Below are 19,807 nucleotides of genomic sequence, written 5' to 3' on the forward strand. Positions count from 1 at the left end.
TAAAAACGGTTCTGTGAAAGTGACACGAACCGATCTCCATCGATGTTACTCACCGATCTCCTTCACGGTAATACGCAGCAGGCTTCCCCGCTATGTCGTGACGCTTCACGACGATGACTTTTTTGATGAAGAAGACGCAGAAGTTCTGCGCTTTGATAATTTTGACGATGCCGTTGAGTGCTGCGCAGACCTGAATATTCCGTTCTTTGTGGATGCGGGAAACAAAAAGCTGGTCTTCTGGTTTGTTCGTGTTGATGACGAAGGGTATCCGGAAATCGCCCGCTGCACGGAGCGGGAGTTTGCAACCATTCTTGCCGGTATCAGCGCCGGCGGCATGTACTGTCCGGAGTGCGGCACGATTCACTGGCCGGACGGAGTCACCCCGCCCTTCTGATGCTTCCCCGTTTTGCCGATATTTTCCAGCAGGGAAACCGCTGGCTTAACTGGCTGGAGAAACAGCCGGAAGGTTCAGGGGTCCGCTTGGAAAAGGGAAATTTTCCCACGCTAAGAGAATTGAGTTGAACGAGTGGTTACATCTAGGCCAGCTAACTCACTGAACGTAAAGGCTGTACGAAATGTTCCGGCCGTCCGATAACCGTTTGGCTTACTTCCGTACATTCCCTTGCGTAGATGTACAGAATTGTACGATTTCGGACATCAAAACCGCTGTTGTCCCGCCATTCTGGCGATTCCTGAAAGTCATTTGACTAAAAAATAGTCTTAACGTGGTTTATTTTCCGAATTCCAAGCGGATCCCTTATTTGCCCCTCACCCCCCATGTTCAAGTCAGAATAGTGGACAGGCGGCCAAGAACTTCGTTCATGATAGTCTCCGGAACCCGTTCGAGTCGTTTTCCGCCTCGGGCTTTCATATCAATTGTCCGGGGTTGATCGCAACGCACAACACCTGTGGTACGTATGCCAACACCATCCAACGACACCGCAAAGCCGGCAGTGCGGGCAAAATTGCCTCCGCTGGTTACGGGCACAACAACAGGCAGGCGGGTCACGCGATTAAAGGCCGCCGGTGTGACAATAAGCACCGGCCGCGTTCCCTGCTGCTCATGACCTGCGGTAGGATCAAGCGAGACAAGCCAGATTTCCCCTCTTTCCATGTCAGATTTCCTCCTGACCAGTCGCCGGTGCATCCAGCCATTCTCGTTCTTCAGCTGATATTTCAGCATTCGGATCACACTGTGCCAGTAGCTCAGCCAGTGAATATAGCGGGCGCCTGTGCGGCTCAACGATCAGCCGGCCATTATCAATGACCATGCCAACTTCATTATCTGTCCCCAGAGACAACGCATTCAGCAGTGCCGGTGGGACGGTCAGCATAACTGAGCCGCCAACCTTCTTCAGTCGGGTGGTATGCATTCTTCACCTCCATAAAAGTTATATTTAAATATAACATCCACTAAAAAAACACACCAGGCTTTAACGCGCAATGTTTGATAAAAATATAACTTTCAACAAAACAGTAAACCCAGCGTGGTTGCTTCCATATGCAGCAATACCGGCAGCAGCAGGCCACCACCTCTGATCTTGGCCGCTGATGTAATCAACCCCACCAGGAACAGTTCTGCTAGGGTCAGCAGGTTCTGATACTGGCAGTGCGCGGCGACGAACAACAACGACGTTATCAGCGCACCCAGCCACATCGTCCAGCAGTACCGTGAACGGAAGACGTTCAGCATAATCCCCCGAAACAGCGTTTCCTCATTCAGCGGGGCAAGGATAAAGATGGCCAGCAACGTCAGGATCACGTCAGGTATGGACTTATCGGCAAAAAGTTTCGTCATAAATGGCTCAGCAGGCAGAGCTAGCGCCTTACCGAGCAGAAATACACCGACATACACCACGGCCATCGCACCGACCAGCCACGGTACGCCAACGTTGCGCAGCTGACCAACAACCGGTAGCGGAGCTATCCAACGGCGGTATACCAGGAAAACACACAGCAGGTACATCAGAACAGTACCATGACTGAAGAACAAATAGTTTTTTCCTGATCCATAAAGCAGAACGGCCTGCTCCATGACAAATCTGGCTCCCCAGCTAATGCCCCATGCAGCCAGCATAACCAGCATAAACTGCAGATATTGATTACGTGTTTGAATCATTGCATCGCCTGTAAATTTTTAACTTGTCCTATTTTTGTCATTACCACGTATATACACATGTATAACAATTCAGATATCGTTACCAGGATATGCCGCGCCAGCGGCATGGAAGGCGGCACTCCGTTGTTTCATATGATACCGGAGTAAAACCGCCGAAGCCCGGCGTAAGCCGGTACTGATTGATAGATTTCACCTTACCCATCCCCAGCCCTGCCAGACCATACCCGCTTTCAGCCATGAGAGAGCTTCTGTGCGCGGTCGGAGTGGTCCCGACGAGGGTTTACCCGAAGTCGGGGCGTATCTCCGCGTTAGCGGGCCGTGAGGGCCGCTTACGAGCGTGTACTGAGAACTTCCAGCGAGAAGACTGACAGCGATGATGATGTAGTTACAACATTCATAATTAAAAGCGACTCTGTTCCGGCCCTTTGGCCGGGGCGGGGCCGCTTTTCAGTTATGAGGGAGGGGCTTTGTGGTTTCGGTTCTGCGCTGGACCGGGGTTTTCCTGGTGGTTGTTTTTGTGTGTTGTAACTAAAGTGGCTCCGGTCGGGGCCCGCCGCTTGCGGTGGGAGGTGCATATCTGTCTGTCCACAGGACAGGCAATGAATAGGTTTTCTTTTTAAATGAATGTAATTAAGTAGTTTAAAGGAGATATAAACAGGTGTTTAAAAGATACATTGCACCCTGTAACGCTGACGGCTGGCGCTTTATGACATGAACGGTTGTAACCTTATGGGGAAGTCCCTTGCAGTTAAATGTGGATAAGCAAAATTCCACGTCTGTGAGGCATGTTTTGTATCGAAAACAGGGGGGCCGGATGCACCAGAAGCGGGATGATGAGATTGTTTTTTGTATGTGGTGCTGTTTTTTTGTTCGCTGACAGGCTTCAGGCGTGCAGATGCCTCCGGCGCAGGCCGGATTATTCAGATGAGGTAAAACTCAGGGGGAGGCAGTGGCCAGCCGTGTGTAGTTGTTGTTCCGCGACATTATCATGCGTTCCTTCACACGACGGTCGATTTCGCGCTTCACGGCCTCCAGGCTTCCCCGGAAACGCCCTTCCGCGATTTCACGCGTCAGCTGCCGTTTCACCAGGGTGACAATGTCCTGGCGGGTTCTGCCTGCATCGCGGCGCGCACGGGCACGTTTCATTCCACGGGACTTAAGCTCTGTCTGGTAACTGCGGAAACGCTCACGGACAAAACGCCAGGCTTTCGCTATCAGCTCATCCATACCCAGGGTATCCAGCCCCTGCTTTTTGCGCTGTCTGTTTTCCCATACCACACGGCTGCGGCGCGCAGCTGCCACTGCATCCTCAGACACATCAAGGGCGGCAAACAGCGCCGGTGTGAACGTGATATCGGTCGGAATGTAGCACCCGATAAGCGGGTCATATTCCGTCTGGTAGGTAATCAGTCCCAGCTCTGACAGGAACGTCAGGGCCCGGGTGGCCCGGGTGATGGAGAGTTTTCCTGCACCGGACTCTGTCGCCAGTCCGCACTCAATGGCCAGCGTGGTGATGGAGCACTGGACGCGGTTGGCCAGCGGGTCATAGTGGAAACACAGCCCCTGCAGGAGCGCATCAATAGCCCGTCGACGCAGCACCGGTGGCATGCGTCGACGCAGACCACGCGAACGGGCATGCGCCACATGAATGGCGAAATCAAAACGGGAAGTGAAGCCCACCGCCTTTTCCATCAGTTTTTCGCAGAACTTCAGCGTTCCTGCACCTTCACGGGGTGTAAACACCGGATTCGGGTTCTTTACCTGGCGGTAATACGTTTGGTGAAGATCAGTCACACCATCCTGCACTTACAATGCGCAGAAAGAGCGAGCACAGAAAGAAGTCTTGAACTTTTCCGGGCATATAACTATACTCCCCGCATAGCTGAATTGTTGGCTATACGGTTTAAGTGGGCCCCGGTAATCTTTTCGTACTCGCCAAAGTTGAAGAAGATTATCGGGGTTTTTGCTTTTCTGGCTCCTGTAAATCCACATCAGAACCAGTTCCTTGCCACCTTACGGCGTGGCCAGCCACAAAATTCCTTAAACGATCAGTAATCTAGCACTAATCTTCTGAACACTCAAGAATGTAAGCCCATCATCACATGCATCGTTTTTGCGCTTCACTTTTTATCAGTGCGGTCAGAACTTCAGCCTGAGTCAGGCCATCTTCATGACACATTTGCATGAGCATGGCCTTATACTTTGGTTCAAGAAATACTTTTACTTCCTTGAACGAAGCTCTTTTACGGGCCACTGATAATCTTTGTTTCTCTGCATCAGAAAGCGGATTCCCCTTTCTGTATGCTCGTTTTGCGCCAGATGAGGAAGTCACTGCATTTTCTGTCTGCGACATCTCGCCTCCTCAATACTCAAACAGGGATCGTTTCGCAGAGGATACTACAGTTTTTTGAAATCAGCGACTTGAGAATTGTGACGAAGATCTGTGTTGGCGCACAAATCAACGGGGATTACTGTCGTTTAATGTGATTTAAACTGTGAAATAGTATGGTTTTCAGTTATGGAAACGCCGGGAGCGGGGAAAACTTGCTTTTTCCCGTTTCCGGGGTTGGACAACTGAGCAACGCGAAGGCGTCAGCTACGATGTTCTGGTGACTGCTGATCAGCCCCTGTTGTATTCAGCCATTCTCCGGTCATCTGCAGCAGTTTTCTGGCATCGTGGCTTCTGAGCAACGGAATACCCGCCTGCCTCAGAACCTCTTCCAGAAGAATATCCCGGCGTCTGCGTTCCGGTCGTAAATGGCTGGCATCATCCAGCTCTACTGCTGCAACAATACTGAACGAACGCCGCTCAACGATAACCACATCAACATGCCACTGAGACACCATCCTGAATAACTGCCACCACTGGCGTGATCGTGGCCGGATATTCCCGTTCAGCTGGACGATATCCGCGACCCGTACCTGCGGACACAGATACCACCGTTTCATATCCACAATTCTGAACAGTCCTTTCATAAAACTGACTTCCCTTTCTGTCAGAAGCGTCTTCTGACGTTGCCAGTATTCACCGCTGGACAGTATTCGCGCCGCATCACCGGTCCGTATACCTGCCGCATGCAATTGCATCAGCAAAGGAGAATGCTGATTTACACTTCTGAGGATAATCCGGATAAGTAACGCTGCAATAATCAGAACGATAAGAATAAAAATAATCAGCTTCATTGTTTATCTGCTCCTGGTAATTAATTATGCTGAATTATTACATTACATATTTCCATATCTCTTTTGGTATCCTGTCATATAACTTTCCGGTGATTAGTTCCGCTAACCGGTGGTCTGCTGCTGAATTAAATGATTCACGTTCACTGTTTGATAAACTGTCTCTGTTTTTATGAATAATTTTTTCCAGCGTATTGACTGATGAACATCGCCGTAACTGATACAGCCATTCCTGTTTTGTTTTTGCCATTTTTATTCCTGCTGAGAACAGATAAATGATAAGATTGCCATCGCTTTATTTACGGTGTCTCCATATCCAGGGTGGAACCGGATCAGCATCTGACCAGAGCCCACGTTTTTGTTGTCTGGCTTCGTTCTGAAGGACAGGCAGCACGGGATCTGTGTTGTACTGCTCATATACCCAGGCAGCCCCGGCCCGACCATAAACTGATTAATATTCATTCCGTCTGGTGCATAAACCTGCCCGAGAATACGACCATAACGATCTCGCTGAAAATATGTGACGGTAACCGTTTTTCCTGCGACCAGTGATTTCATCATGTCTGTTGACCACCGGCCATAATCCTGTTTCTTTTCCGGTGCATCAATATTTACCAGCCTGATCCGCACCGCCTTCCGTGAGTCCATGACCTCGATGGTATCACCGTCCAGTACACGAACAACCCGTCCATGAATATCTGCAGACAATACCGGCCATGAAAAGATAAATAATACCAGTGGTATATATTTCATCATGTTATTCTCCATATCAGATAAATGGCACCTGTATTTCAGGCATCCTGAATATTGCAGCACACAATGAATAACTCCTTATTTTGTGAAATAAATCACAAAATATAAAATCACGACTTAATACGGAAAAAACTCTGTGCTACTCAGAACTGTCCGGTCATACTGCCCGATCGGATATTAAAAAAAGCAAATCTCATAAACTCCTTTCAGCCTTCTGACTTCTGGTGTAATGAAGGCTGCTTTTTTCGTTACACCCTTCCCCGGCAGCGCCGGCGGCACTGTTCAGCCCTTTTCCGGGCAAACTGTTGCCAGTCTGCCTGTGGCGCTATGCAGGCGGCCCGTAGCCATGCTTCTGAAGCATCCATCCAGCGTCCGCTGACCTCCAGAATAACGGCCCGCCCGCCGGCACGCTGGTAACGCCAGACCAGGCCGTTCCGTGAACTGTTTCTGAATCCATTCATCTTTAGCTCTCCCCTTTAACCCGTCTGTATTATGGTGTTAAATAATCCACTGGATAGACTTCCTTTCGGGTACGGAAGTTATTTCCTTTTAAGCCTTATTGTTTCAGCCTCCTCACTCTTTCGGGGAGGCCTTTTTTATTTCTCATCAAGCACGGCCTGAAGCTCAGCCTTTATCCGGTTCTGGCGGCGGATTTTCCCCAGACGCGCTGTCGCATACGCTTCCTCCTCCTGAGAAATATGCTCTGTCACATACCCTTCCGTGTCATACCGGCAGGCACCGGCTTTCATGGCACACAGATAGCTTTCTGAACGGGTGATGGCCTTCAGCGCCCTGCGCAGTTTTTTATGCGAGAGCGGGATATTCCGCTGTGCCACGTCTTCCAGTAACACGTCCCGGATACCGCAGGCCAGAAGCCGGGGCGTGTCAGCGTCAAATAATCCCGGCCACCAGGGCTTCAGGGTATGCACTGCCTCATCCAGCGTGGGCAGGTTCAGATAAATGGACAGCGCCTGTCTGGCCTGCGCTTTTTTTGCCGCCAGCTCTGCTTCCCGGGCCGCTTTCTCCGCCAGCTTCTGCTTTTTCACCTTCCATTTTGGTGGCGTGGTGACATTGATGATGGTTTTCCGGCTGCGGACAGGCGTCTCCCCTTCCGTTTTCCGCTTCAGTGTCAGTACCGGTCGCTTCTGCTCTGTCATGCTGTGTTCTGCCTCTGACGAATCATCCTCTTGCGGCCAAAGATACCACACCCGTCACAGCGCCAGAACGCCCAGCACAGCCAGATGACAGGCATAGAACGTCGGGAAAAAATCCCCGGGCCAGAAACGGGGTAATGATTTTCCTGCACACGACACCAGACCAACGGTCAGCACCGTCATCACAAGGCCGGCCACCGCCGCTGCATCACTGGTGGCAAGGTTAAGCGCCGGAATAACAGCCAGCAGGCAGGCGACCAGCGCCAGACGTTCCGTTCTGTCTTCCGCCCGGTACAGCCGGTGACTGACCGCCAGCATCAGCAGCCCGGCAATACCGTAACTGGTGCCGGACAAAGGTCCCCACAATGCCATCAGGAGTATGGCCGCTGCAGTACGCCACAGGCTGCGCGTTTCACACCACGTCAGCACCTGTGCCGCCACTGCAAAGGCAAACAGGATATTCCCCTCATACCAGGGAAAGCCGGCAAAGTAATACCAGAACTGGGCAATCACCGCCCATCCCCACAGCCGGTTAATGGCCACCTGCCGGATATGCGCATGGCGGGACAGATTCAGCCCCCACACCAGGGCAAAAAGCGGAAAGGCCCCACGCCCGGCCAGAAACATCCACGTCTGGTCCAGATGCAGAATGCGGTTTGCATGGTCCAGCACCATCAGCACCAGTGCCACCGTTTTGATGATATCCCGCTGTCCGGGTGACCAGACCAGCAACGACTGCAACCAGGTATCGGTCCGTGCAGCCAGTGAATCGTTACGTGTCGTGTTCTCTGTTGTCATCAGCGTGTGTCTTCCTGTATCAGTCTCCGCCCAGGGTTTTCTCTTTCTGCAGGTCACGAACCATATCCCGCTCCATCTGCTGCAGTCGCTCCTGCAACAGATTTTCCCGGGCAACCTCCCGGACCGCTTCCCGCTCCCGTTGTGGTTCACGCAGCACACTCTCCGGCAGTGCGGCTTCCCGTTCAGTTATGGCAGCCCGGTCACGCTCCTGCCCGACAATTTCCCTGACAGCCTGCTCTGTTTTACTGTCCGGCAGGTCAGGTTTGTTCTCTGCCATTTTACGGACAATTTCATCTGCGCGGCGTTCCGTTTCACGGCGTATGGCCTCTTCTGCCTGCCGCTGTGCCAGTACCTCTGCCGTGACCGGTTCACCGTTTCCCGCTCCCGGCTGGACGCTGTTGTCCGGGATATCTCCCCACACACGGCCACCGGTGATGGCACCGGGATTCCACGGACGACCTTCACCGGCGATTCTTACCACCACACCGCTGTCGGGGTTATCACGGGCAATCCGGACGCCATCCTGCATGTTATCCGCCAGCAGGCTCTCGCCGTTACGGCTGCCCTGCAGGGCCACAAACTGTGCATCTTCACTGCCCTTCACCCGGCCTTCACCACTGAATCCCCGCAGCCCGTTTCCGTCATCCGTGGTCAGTGGGTTCAGCCAGATACCTGCTGACTTGCCGTTACGGTCAAACGCCGGCAGTGCCACATACGGCTGCGGATATTTGCGCCCCGGTGCAATAAACCGTGCAGGACTGTCTCCCCCGGCAAGCCCCGCCTGACGAAGAACGGCACGGCCTGCCGCCACGTCCCGCAGCTCCCGTGCCGTACTGAACAGCCGCTCTGCATGCATGACCTCCCGGTCCGGTTTCGGCTCAAACACATCGTGGGCAGTTCCTTTCTGTACGGCATTGTTAATGGCATCCGTCCAGCCCTGACGGTTATCGGTGTACACCTGCACATGCTGTTTCATACGCGACAGGGCCACGTAGGCTGACTCAAAGCCGGCCATCAGTTTCCGGTTACCTTCCGTGCCTTCAAGCGCGATGGCAAAGGTTTCACTCGCCCCCTGCGCACCGTGAGCGGTGATGGCATAGGCCAGGTCAATATGTTGCTCTGCCTGCTCCTGGCCGGGGCGAATCACCCGGGTCTGCTGTCCGTCCGACAGCGTGACACTGTCACCGGAAACCGCTGTCACCGTCCAGACGCTGTTGGCCACATAACCGCGCTCCCGGTCACTCTTCGTGAAGCGCATCCGGTCACCGGTCCCCACCCGGATGGTGTCCGGGGTGTACAGTGTGACGCCTTCAGCCACCGCCTCCCGGGGCGAAATCAGCCGCGTGTTACCTTCCGCATCCTCCAGGGTTATCAGCCCGTCATCCTTACTGATACCGGCAATCCGGTGATACACATTATCCACCAGGACAAGTACGTCCCGATGAGTCTCCCAGGTGGAAAGACGACGCAGTTCTCCGTCACGTATATTCGCTGTGTTCAGGACAGGCACCATGACCTGCTCTTTCCCCAGCTCACCGGCCTTTTCCCGTGCATCATGAATCATACTGTTCAGTACGCGCCTGTCTTCATTCAGGTGCGTGACAATCAGCGTCTGCTCCCGTGCTTCCGGTGTTCTGCCGGTATAGTCGCGGACAATGGCTTCATACAGTGTCATGGGGACATCAGGAAAAGCCTCGCCTTTCAGCATCGCCTTCTGCTGCGCTTCTGCCAGTTTCGCTTCCTGGCTGTGACTGAACTCCGTCACGGAGTGCTCCGGTGCCCATGCGCCCTCCAGACGTGGCACCTGAGACGGTTTCACACTCTCAAGCCCGGACAGCGCCCTTTCCACATCCCGGTTAATCAGGCTGTATACCGCCTCCCGCAGTTCCGGCGTCTGACGCACAATCTCCTTCATGATGGCCACATCAGCAGCACTGCGCGTCTGCTGGAGACGGAAAGGCTGACCGGGCGCGATGGCCTGCAGCTGGTCCGTGTCACCACTGGCCACAGCCCGACCGCCACCGGCCGCAATCAGGGCATATGCCCGTGCCATGTCGGTATTGCCCACCATTGAGCTCTCATCGAGCAGGAACAGCGTGTTGCTGAAATCCGGTGTTTCTCCGCTGTGCTGCTGCAGCTGCGTGTCATGCAGAAAGGACGCCAGTGTCTGTGCATCCACGCCGGCGCTGCGCATCTCCCCGACCGCACGGTGTGTGGGCCCCAGCCCCACGACACGGGGACGTTCACTCTCCGGCAGCATGTTCACGGCTGACATTACCGCCCGGAACTGTGTGGTCTTACCCACACCGGCATAGCCCTGTACCACCGTGAAACGGTCGGACGTTTCCAGTATCATGCGGGTGGCGGCGCGCTGTCCTGATGTCAGTTTCTCCATGAGTTCGCCAGGTACTCTCTCCATCAGCGGCGTGACCGCCTCCTTACCTTCGAGAATATGGCGAAGAATGCTCTTTTCTGCCTCATACGACGCACGGGAAACCAGCAGGCCTGTGCCATAGCCTTTTGCCACATCCACATACAGTAAGTCACCGCGTTTTATCTGCGCATTGATTTCCCCTCCCAGGTCAGTAAAACTGGCTCCTTCTGCAGCAAACGACTTCGCCTCTGTCAGCAGGTCCACCATGCTGAAGGCCAGGTTTTTACTTTCCAGCACCGGAAGGGCCAGATGAATGGCCTGCTGTGCCGGCGTGTGAAGCCCGGCTTTCTGCAGACTGATAGCGGTTTCCAGCAATGTCTCACCGGCACGCGCCTTTATCTGCTCAGAAACCACCGTAAAGGACGGATGGCGGGCGAGTTTTTCCGCAGTACGGGTTTTATCCAGTGAGGAATACAGCCGGACATCACGACCGCTGCGGGCCAGACCGTTCAGGGTGGCGTTGTCCATTGCCATCTGTGTGACGGAGGCAAAAACCTTCGCACTGTCGCTGACGGAATGCCCGGGCGTTTCCACCCAGCCATTCTCCAGCTTCAGTGCCGTGAATGGTGAGTCGCTCACAGGCAGGGAGGCCGGTTCAGCCCGCCCCGGCACAACAACCGTCATCGCGTCTTCACTGACGGACGACACCTGCAGGCGGTCACCGCCGGAGACGCGGAGTCCGGGAATTTTCCCTGTCACCCTCAGTCGCTCGCCATCTGCCACCGGCATTTTTTCCGGCCGGAACAACGACCAGCTGCTGTCCAGCGAGGAAATACGCACCACCTGCGTTTCACCCTGTGCATCCCGCAGGGTCAGGCTGTGACTCTGCGCCGTCACCCGGTCTATCACATAGCGGTCATGACTGCGTGTCTCCGGGTTCCACTGCTCCATCACCATCCCCGGGCGGTACATATCCCGCAGATAACGGCTCCGGCTGTCCAGCCAGACCGGTGACAGTGCCGTCATGGTCACCTCCTGATGTCCGAGCACGCCCTGTGTTTTCAGCTCACTGCGAATGGCCTGTGTCAGTATGGCCTGTTCCCGTACCCCGCTGACCTGTGCCACGCTCTCTTCTCCGGCTTTCACGCTGGCCGCAAAATCTCCGGCCAGCCGGGCATAGCGGACATTACGGTCCGGTTCACTGATGATGGTGGCCGGTCGCTGTTCTCCCCCCTGCCAGCGATATGTGTTCACCCCGGCATCCTTCATGGCCATCAGCGCACTGCCTGTACCGGTTCGCTGCCCGCTGTCGGTTATCAGGACCTGTACGTTATGACGTGCGGCACCGTCCAGCAGGGTTAACGTCTCTTTCAGGGAGAGTTTTTCGCCCTGGTCAACGATAACGGTACTGCCCGGCGTGAAAGCCATGCCTTCCAGCAGCTGACGACGTCCGGTTATCAGCTCACCGGACAGCCGTTCATCCTGCTTCAGGTTCATCTGCGAGCGACGGTCAGCAGCGATAATCTGCACCTCCCGCCCCTGCTCCCGGGACATCATGACCAGTTCAGCCACCCGCTCACGCTGCCCGGCTGCACCGCCCTGCCCGGACACAATGGCCAGCGACGGACGGTCCTGTGCCAGAACACTGACCGCATCGCTGTAACCAGCCGTCCGGGGGACACTTTTCTCCGGATGTACGGTCACCCGGTTCTGTTTCATGATATCGCGACTGAGTGCCCGGACTGACAGTTCATCGAGCACATGAATCCCGGACGTGAACAGCCCCTTCTCACGATCGAGGGGGATAAGCTGCTCACGGCTGATGGCCTCATCGATACCGGCGCGGGCCCGCTCAATCACACCATTTTCCGGCGGCAGTATGCCGACCGTCCTGGCCAGCACGTCTGTGTACGTGAACTGCACTTTTCGTTCACTTAATCCGGCAATGGCCTGTGTCACCGCCTGCTGCACATCCGGCCCGTCCGGTGAAGCAGGCCCGGGTATCTGCGTGCGGGTCTCCGCCCGTTGATCCGCCGCGTCACGATACGCCCGGATGTCGAACCCGGTTTCCTTCAGCGTCTGCATCCATTCAGCCATTCTGACTTCAGGATCGACGTGCTGTTTGGATTTTCGCGTATCCAGTGCCGCCACATCCCGGGATTTCAACGAGGCGTCCTCCCCTACGGCCTCCCGGATAGCCTGTGAGCGTCCGGAGAAGGCCTCCACCGGTACGCCCGGCATTTCCCACATACCGTGCTTACCGACCACTTCAGTTTCATAGCCCAGCGCCTCAACCTGCTCTTTCAGTTTTTCCCGGTAGAGCCTGCCAAAGGCAATCTGATTAGCGTACACATTCTCAATGAACCCCGTTTTCCCCACTTTGTCACTGCTCAGTGTCTTCCATTCGCCGTTATGCTGCGTGACATTAGCCACCACCGCATGCGTGTGTAACTGTGGTTCCTGATCGCGACTGGTGTCGTGGTTAAACAGTGCCATCACCAGATTACCGGTCAGCACCGTTTCTGACTGTCCGTCCGTCATCACCCGTGTGGAGGCCAGCGCCTCCACCTGACGAACAGCAAAGTCCACGGCCTGGTTATGTGCATCAATCAGGCGCTTATCGCCACCTAACATGGCCATCATGGAGACACTTTTGGGGGCGGAGAAGGTCAGGTCGTAGCCGGGACGATGCCTGTTACTGCCATCCTGCATGCGGCTTAGATCCGCTCCGTCCGGCAGCCTTCCCTCCAGAAGACGGGTAAAAACATCCTTATCGACACTGCCCTGCAGTCCCAGCTGTTCAGCCCCCCTGCCGGCCCAGCGTTCTCCCATGCTGCCCAGCACATAGTAATTATCCTTGTCGGTATAATAGTTACCGGCACTTCCGGCCGATCTGACCTGCGCGATACTCATCATCAGAAATCATCTCCCGGCTCAACATCCTCCCCGCGCTCCCGGTGCACATTAATGTTCACCTCTTCACGACGCTGCATCTGCTGCTGGATGTCCGGATGATTTTCCTGTTGCCATGCCTCATAAGCGGCCATATCCACCACTTCACCGGATTCACTGATCCCGGGTGGCAGTTGCTGTTCCATCTCTTCTTCCGGTTTCATTTTCAGCTCCTGCTCGATCCCCCCTGCCGGAACATTCACACCTGAATCTGACTTCTTATCGTTGATGGCAGGAGACACCGGCTGTTGCGGCTGTTGCGGCTGTTGCGGCTGTTGCGGCTGTTCAGCCTGAGTCACGTCTTCTCCGGAAACAACTTCCGGCACATCCGGTTCGAAGAGGCTGGCCATCTGACGACCTTCTGCTTCCCTTGCGGCAAGTACGGCGCTCAGGCGGTTCTCCATTTCCGGGTTGATGTCACGCGGAATAAACTCAGGGGCAACCTTCGGACGTGCCTGATATTTCAGTGAGAGTTTTACTGCCGGATACGGTCCGGGCAGGGTGACATAACAGGTCAAATCCGGCAGAGACTGAATGTCGGAATAACTGACCAGCGTCTGGCGCTCCATATCCTTACCGGTCGATACCCCGTCACGTACCGGATCAGCACCGTAGGAGTACTGCTCGCTGGCTTTCAGGTGCTCTTTCTCACCAATCTCACCGGCAGCGAACTCTGCAATCTTATGGCTGGGAGAACGGAAAAAGGCACGGGTGTTCATGACGTCAAACAGCGTGGCAGCCGCTTTCTCACCGTAGATATCTTCCAGCTGGGCATAGGACTGGATACCAAACACATAACAGCCACCGAACTTACGGGCTTCCGGCAGGATCTCCACCAGGTCCGGCAGTTTGTGTAACGTGGGTAGCTCATCACAGAAAAACCACACACGACGGTTACGGTTTTCTCCCATTGCCAGCAGACCACGAATGGCAATGGACAGCCACATGGAGATCACCGGCTTCAGGGAGGCATGGGTGTCGGCATTCGACGAGATAAACAGCCAGCCGTTTTTCTGATCTTCCCGGACACCCCGCATCCAGTCACGGATGGTAAAAGACTCACCGTTATGCTCAATCCCCTGCAGGTAACGGATGGCTTTCACGTAGTTGGTCAGCACAGCACGGATGGAAATCGCCGTTTTCTCAATTTTCTCTTCCACCAGGTTGGCCGCCGGTGAATTACGCAGGAAGGTACGCAGTTTTTCGATTTTGATGGAAAGCAGTGTGTCCACCAGTTTGCTGTAGCTGCGGTTGGGGTCATTACGCATCAGGTACGCCGCTTCCGCAAAAATGGTACGTCCTGAACCCTGCCAGAACGGCTCCTCTTTTGTGCCCATCGGGATCAGAGTATTTGCGGTATTATCAAAATCCGGCTGTGTCAGGCACTCCTTCCACAAATCCCAGGCGGCACAGCGGGCATCCAGCGGATTCAGGATTTTATCGATGGAGGGATCATAGTAACTTTTAACAAATTCCCCTGAACGGTCATAAATCACCACCATATCTCCACGCTGACGGGCGTAGTTGGCCAGACGACGGATAACTTCCGACTTACCGGCCCCGACCGTGCCGTGCAGACAGAAGTTCTGGATTTCGGAATCCCGGATAATCGGCAGGTCGCCAATCCGTATATCGGAGTCCTTGCCGTCTTTTTTCAGCATCCGGGCAACGTCTTTCGGATTGTCTGTCAGCTGACGACCACCTGTGACTTCATTTTCGCTCTGTTGTTTACCCTGACGCCCCAGAATCCAGGAGACAACAAAGAAGGTAATCAGGCAAATAACCAGTGCCACAACTGTAGCCAGAACGAATGCGAACCATAGCTGCTCTCCGCACCAGATCATATATTTATCATGCAGTACCTGAGCAGCGTTCATCTGGAAGGTTTTGCCGTAATACTGGATCTCATAGACCGGCTGGGACCTGATTAAATCCCGCATCCCTTCCAGCGTGGTACACCACCAGTAAATGCAGCCATTCACGAATGTCTGCCAGCTGATTTTTATCCATACAATCAGACCAACGAGGATCCAGAAAAAAATAAACAGGCAGTAAAGCATGATATTGGCGATCTGGCTGAACATGCGGATACGCATGGACGCAATCTGACCGCCCTGGGTCATATCCTTTGCGTTAAAACTCATGATGAAACTCCGGGAAAATCGGGAACAGGGCAGAAAAGGATGATGTGGGATTAATTCACAGAAACAGACCAGGTGTACCCTGTATGCCGGTGGTGATACCCGCCTGCAGTCCTGCCGGAAGAGACCTTCTCTGTAACAATGTCAGTCAGGCGCAATACTTCAGACCAGTCACTCCCATGCGGAAACTGGATCTGAATAAAAAGGCGTACCCGTTCACGATGATCCAGAACTGTATCCGGTTCATAAAGCAGACCACTGTCAGGAGAAACACGGGACGTTTTATTGATGAGATCATACTTATCGGCAGGAGACTGCGATGAAAGCGCCCAGGTAATATTTTCGCCCTGATGACCATCAATACGACTGCTCCCCGGCGTCCAGGCAATTTCCTGTGCACCGGATACGATGATCTCCCTGGAAACTTCAGCCAGCTTTTTGGGTGTACAGAATACCGGTGCCAGCACACACAGGGACAACAAATTGCAGCTGACCACTTCCGGTTTAAGAAAATTACCCCCGGATTTTTCAGGGTAAGATATTTTTTCCAGTACTCTGGTTATTTCCTTATATCTGAGTGAATGAATAACGTGAATAACAAGCATCATGAGAAACAAAATAACAATAAGTCCTCCAGTAACCAGTAAAAGGTCAGCATCAATATTGTTATTACTGTACAAATAATGCTTAGTGGTCGCTGTATTATCCTGTATCACCGTGGGGTATTCAGTTACAGGCTTCTCAGTAAATTGATTATTCTCACCAACATATTCAGCGATATTGTCTGATGTCATAATGACTTTCTCCGGAAGATCCCGGCTTCGCCGGCAACACTTCACGGTCGCACAAAGAATTTGCACAACCGCTCAGTGTTTTCATATTTATTTCGGAAACGCCGGGAGGTGACAAAATTTATTTTGTTACGTCCCGGGGTTGGACAACGAGCAACGCGAGGCGTCAGCAAGGAGGCCGGTCAGATCAGCCTCCTGACGAGGTTCAGAGAATATTTGCGATTGATTTGGCCAGCTGATCTTCGAGAACAGGCTTCGCCTCTTCAAATTTCAGGTTAACCTTGTTCGCATTTGAGACTACACGGGTCTGGTATTTATGCTGGTTACCTGTTTCAGTACTGGTCTGAATTTTCGCACCGGATGTTCCCTGACGCAGGGCGGCAACATTATCCGTTCTGACGCTGGATTTTGTCCGTTCAGCTATCTGCACATCGGTAATCATGGTGTAATTGGTGTCTTCCACCATCGCATCTGCGGCCATACCGACAAGGCCCGCAGCAATTCCCACACCGAGGGTGGCACCGGCTGAACTGGAGTTATAACCTGTGATCCCGCTTCCCAGAGCTGCGCCAACTGCAGCCCCCTCATATCCTTTACTGAGCCAGCTCTGAGACTCCCGCAGGTCCATCTTATCGGCCTTCAGCACATTCGCCTGGATCCAGTACCAGGCGTTATCCGGAGAAGTCACCACCTGATACCCTTTTGCTTTCACAGCATCAGCAATTTTGCCCTGCAGCCCACTCATGTCTTTATCAGACGTGTTTTTGATCTGCAGAAATACCGTGCGTTCACTGGCGGGTTCAAGCCAGATGGTCTCACTCATCTGAGTCTTCGCCTCAAGGTTACGCTTCTTGATTGCTGTGCTCATCGCACCACACCCTGAAAGGGCCAGAGTGGAACTGATCAGGGTAATCATCATTAATTTTTTTGTTTTCATCATATATTTACTCTCTAATATTCTTTATTTTACTCTTGGTTACTTCTTGCTTTTGACGTAACTATTGATTGCATCAATAACACCAACAAATTGATATCTACCGATATCTAATTGAATCAAGAATGCCATAATAACTGTTACTAATATCACACCAAAACCGTATATAATAAACCCTAAAAAAGATAATAGAAATACGACCCCCATATACACGATATAATATACTTTAAGTTTTGATGATATAACACTCATGACTGATGATGTTTTTAGAAATTTTTCTGGCAAGGATAAGTATAACATTCTAATGTTTGCCATAATAATCATGACAATGAGCCCAAGCCATCCTCCGACTAACACAGCAGTGAATGTTTCACTTGTCTTTTGTGTTATTAGAAACGACATTAGTAAGGGACAAAAAAATCATCCATCCCATGATGATAAGACCAGGTTTTAATCCCTGCCATAGAGACGGGATTCTAATATCTCCTGAGTCAATATGTTTCTTTAACACCTCCAACTCACTACTGATAATTTGTTGTGTAATCATGATCTCTCCATACCCTACTCAACATGTTACAATTATTCTTTATTCTGGTAGCTTTTCGCTTTCTCTAAAAGTTCTTTCGGACTATCAGCTCCAGGTATTCTTTCCTGAACCAGCTTTTCTTCATTATATTTATTATTCTGAGATAATGCCTCTGTTTTATGGTGATTTTGCAGTTCAGAATACTGCCCTCTTACAATATTTTCATCGCCGCGAATACTGTTCTGAGTATCTCCGATATTGCCCCGATATTCTGTGACCATATTATCAACCTGATGTTTTACATCATTACGGATATTACTGTCCTGCGTTCTTTGCTCGATAATGGACTGATGCCCCTGATGGTCAGCAATAATATCCTGACTGCCACCACCCGAAGGTACGCTCTCCATTCCTTTACCGATATCGCCACGGGATTCACGCCAGGCATTATCGACACCGGGCTGTACCTGTTCCTGAACAAAAGACCATGCCATCGCCCGACGGCGTTCTGCAATCTCCGGTGAACTGGTATTTGTCAGAATAGCTTCTGCATCCTGCGGTGCGCGTTTCATCACATACTGTGCAAACTGTTGCGACAGATCTTCACTCATCTGCCCGCTCATGCTTTCAGTACGGGATGCCATTTCCGCATATTCATGGCTGCGGGTCATATTCGTCGTGTACTGGTCGTAACTCTGTTTCGCTGAGTTCAGGGCTGCAGACAACTGGTCCACCCGGGAATCAGCATTATTGTCAGTATGGCTGCCGGACTCACTGACCTTGCGACTGGTAAAGTAATCGCTGGCCTCTTTAAAGTCTTGTGTAGCCCTGGCATCGATATCATGACGGGCATCATGGCTGGCCCGTGAGCCACTACTGGCCTCATGAGCATCATCATCGCTCCAGTCAATACTGGCTCGCCCACCCACTTTAGCTCCGACATCAACACGAACACCAAAAAGACTGGGTTTTGCATCTAATCCGGCATGCGCATCTCCATACCATCCTGCAGAACCTCTCGTACTTCTTGATGCCAGTTCTCTCGTCGCCTGGTCATTACTGATATTATGCGCCTTCGCATAGCTTTCCACTGCACTGCGCATTCGGCTGGCCATCATGGAGTCCTGTGCGCTCATCGTGCTGTCAGCACCACCTGTGACAGAATCACTGCTCCCCCGGTTAGAACCAAACTGGCTGAGCGTGTTCCACGCACTGGCAATACTGCTGCTGAAACCGTGCAGGGCGCTTTCAGCTCTGTTCGACGCCTCCCGGGCCATTTCCTGTTGTGCTGCTGCAATCTGACGCGTTGCATTGATACCGACCGGTAACCGGGACATCGCCCCGCTCGCATCCATCACCATATTACCGTCACGGGTCTGTGTGGCGGTTGCACCACTGCCGGTCTGGTAGGTCATCTGACCAAACGACGTGGTGCTGTTGGTACTCCAGCTGAAGCCGTTCACGTTCTCCGTCTGCATATTGCCGTAGGAGTAATTACCGTCCACCACACTGCCTGCCGCACTGGCAGTCGGGCTGATGGAGGAAGAGGCAAAGTGGCTGTACACACTGGAGAATCCGGCACCAAGGCCTTTTACCATCATCCATGACAACGGAGGTATCATGGCAGAGATATATCCGGCTGTGGACGCCAGGTCTGAGTATTTCAGCTGTATCTGAGAGAGTTCAGAGAGCACCACCGGAGCCCCGTTCTGCTTCGCATAGAATGTCATGGCACTGTTCAGGATGGCATACAGCAACGGCCAGGTCTGGAACCACATCAGGGCAAACACATAACCTCTCAGTACAGACAGCGTCAGTTTGTTGAAGACAGCTGCCAGTACCAGAAGCGGGAAGATACCAATGGTAATGCCCACCAGAATGGTCTGTACCATCGGCAGGTTTCGCATCAGGACATGACCAATGGCTACATGCGCCAGACGCTGTTTCTCCATCGATGAGGTGGTGGCCAGACTGACCAGGCTGGCGGTGTCACCATTGCGGGCCGCATTGCGTATTACCGTGAAGGAGATCGGTGAGTAACATCGATGGAGATCGGTTCGTGTCACTTTCACAGAACCGTTTTTA

The 19,807-nt window shown here is 52.9% G+C and carries 18 protein-coding genes and 3 pseudogenes; 2 read left to right on the forward strand and 19 right to left on the reverse strand.

Annotated features, from left to right (window positions below; all coding sequences use genetic code 11):
- Together QZF50_RS16260 and QZF50_RS16265 are read left to right on the forward strand one after the other, a co-directional pair.
- Positions 1-394: pseudogene (locus QZF50_RS16260) on the forward strand (hypothetical protein); the annotation flags it as partial.
- Positions 394-471, forward strand: a pseudogene (locus QZF50_RS16265) (hypothetical protein); the annotation flags it as partial. The pseudogenes QZF50_RS16260 and QZF50_RS16265, both read left to right, overlap by 1 nt.
- 310 nt (positions 472-781) lie before the next feature.
- Here QZF50_RS16265 and pemK-mt read toward each other — a convergent pair.
- From pemK-mt to traG, 19 genes and pseudogenes are all read right to left on the reverse strand, one after another.
- Positions 782-1,114, reverse strand: a complete 333-nt coding sequence (gene pemK-mt, locus QZF50_RS16270; protein WP_000439434.1) for a type II toxin-antitoxin system toxin endoribonuclease PemK-mt — start codon at positions 1,112-1,114, stop codon at positions 782-784.
- Between the two features lies 1 nt (position 1,115).
- Positions 1,116-1,373, reverse strand: coding sequence for a type II toxin-antitoxin system antitoxin PemI (gene pemI, locus QZF50_RS16275; RefSeq protein WP_061892696.1), 258 nt, complete (start codon positions 1,371-1,373; stop codon positions 1,116-1,118).
- 92 nt (positions 1,374-1,465) lie between these two features.
- Positions 1,466-2,119, reverse strand: coding sequence for a CPBP family intramembrane glutamic endopeptidase (locus QZF50_RS16280; RefSeq protein ID WP_061892697.1), 654 nt, complete (start codon positions 2,117-2,119; stop codon positions 1,466-1,468).
- 79 nt (positions 2,120-2,198) lie between these two features.
- On the reverse strand, positions 2,199-2,357 hold the full coding sequence (locus QZF50_RS16285) for a hypothetical protein (protein ID WP_061892698.1): 159 nt from the start codon (positions 2,355-2,357) through the stop codon (positions 2,199-2,201).
- A gap of 698 nt (positions 2,358-3,055) precedes the next feature.
- Complete coding sequence (gene repA, locus QZF50_RS16290; RefSeq protein WP_061892699.1) at positions 3,056-3,913, reverse strand: incFII family plasmid replication initiator RepA; 858 nt, start codon at positions 3,911-3,913, stop codon at positions 3,056-3,058.
- Positions 3,906-3,980, reverse strand: a complete 75-nt coding sequence (gene tap / locus QZF50_RS16295) for a RepA leader peptide Tap (protein ID WP_061892708.1) — start codon at positions 3,978-3,980, stop codon at positions 3,906-3,908. Before tap ends, repA begins: the two co-directional genes overlap by 8 nt.
- 237 nt (positions 3,981-4,217) lie before the next feature.
- Positions 4,218-4,472: a replication regulatory protein RepA gene (locus QZF50_RS16300; RefSeq protein WP_000083830.1), complete on the reverse strand. Its 255-nt coding sequence runs from the start codon at positions 4,470-4,472 to the stop codon at positions 4,218-4,220.
- A gap of 239 nt (positions 4,473-4,711) precedes the next feature.
- On the reverse strand, positions 4,712-5,302 hold the full coding sequence (locus QZF50_RS16305) for a DUF2726 domain-containing protein (protein ID WP_061892700.1): 591 nt from the start codon (positions 5,300-5,302) through the stop codon (positions 4,712-4,714).
- Positions 5,303-5,339: 37 nt separating this feature from the next.
- Positions 5,340-5,549 (reverse strand): hemolysin expression modulator Hha, encoded by a 210-nt coding sequence (hha, locus tag QZF50_RS16310; protein WP_061892701.1) that lies wholly within the window; start codon positions 5,547-5,549, stop codon positions 5,340-5,342.
- Positions 5,550-5,594: 45 nt separating this feature from the next.
- A pseudogene (locus QZF50_RS16315) lies at positions 5,595-6,067 on the reverse strand (thermonuclease family protein).
- A gap of 233 nt (positions 6,068-6,300) precedes the next feature.
- Complete coding sequence (locus QZF50_RS16320) at positions 6,301-6,513, reverse strand: hypothetical protein (protein WP_061892702.1); 213 nt, start codon at positions 6,511-6,513, stop codon at positions 6,301-6,303.
- A gap of 135 nt (positions 6,514-6,648) precedes the next feature.
- Positions 6,649-7,209, reverse strand: a complete 561-nt coding sequence (locus tag QZF50_RS16325; RefSeq protein ID WP_061892703.1) for a fertility inhibition protein FinO — start codon at positions 7,207-7,209, stop codon at positions 6,649-6,651.
- 54 nt (positions 7,210-7,263) lie between these two features.
- The gene (gene traX, locus QZF50_RS16330; RefSeq protein ID WP_032334797.1) at positions 7,264-8,004 is read right to left on the reverse strand and encodes a conjugal transfer pilus acetylase TraX; all 741 of its coding nucleotides are present in this window, start codon (positions 8,002-8,004) and stop codon (positions 7,264-7,266) included.
- A 19-nt stretch (positions 8,005-8,023) separates the two neighbouring features.
- Positions 8,024-13,294, reverse strand: a complete 5,271-nt coding sequence (gene traI, locus QZF50_RS16335; protein ID WP_061892704.1) for a conjugative transfer relaxase/helicase TraI — start codon at positions 13,292-13,294, stop codon at positions 8,024-8,026.
- Positions 13,294-15,474, reverse strand: coding sequence for a type IV conjugative transfer system coupling protein TraD (gene traD / locus QZF50_RS16340; RefSeq protein WP_290388913.1), 2,181 nt, complete (start codon positions 15,472-15,474; stop codon positions 13,294-13,296). Before traD ends, traI begins: the two co-directional genes overlap by 1 nt.
- A 50-nt stretch (positions 15,475-15,524) precedes the next feature.
- Positions 15,525-16,265 carry a hypothetical protein gene (locus tag QZF50_RS16345; RefSeq protein WP_061892706.1) on the reverse strand — a complete coding sequence of 247 codons (741 nt, stop codon included), beginning with the start codon at positions 16,263-16,265 and terminating at the stop codon, positions 15,525-15,527.
- Between the two features lie 202 nt (positions 16,266-16,467).
- Positions 16,468-17,199, reverse strand: a complete 732-nt coding sequence (gene traT / locus QZF50_RS16350; RefSeq protein ID WP_061892709.1) for a conjugal transfer complement resistance protein TraT — start codon at positions 17,197-17,199, stop codon at positions 16,468-16,470.
- Between the two features lie 367 nt (positions 17,200-17,566).
- Positions 17,567-17,743: a hypothetical protein gene (locus QZF50_RS16355; protein WP_171840587.1), complete on the reverse strand. Its 177-nt coding sequence runs from the start codon at positions 17,741-17,743 to the stop codon at positions 17,567-17,569.
- A 32-nt stretch (positions 17,744-17,775) separates the two neighbouring features.
- Positions 17,776-19,807: conjugal transfer mating-pair stabilization protein TraG (gene traG, locus QZF50_RS16360; protein ID WP_290388914.1), on the reverse strand; the 2,032-nt coding region annotated here is incomplete at its 5' end.

The sequence above is a fragment of the uncultured Escherichia sp. genome, assembly GCF_948475835.1.
In the GTDB taxonomy this organism is placed as follows: Bacteria; Pseudomonadota; Gammaproteobacteria; order Enterobacterales; family Enterobacteriaceae; genus ECMA0423.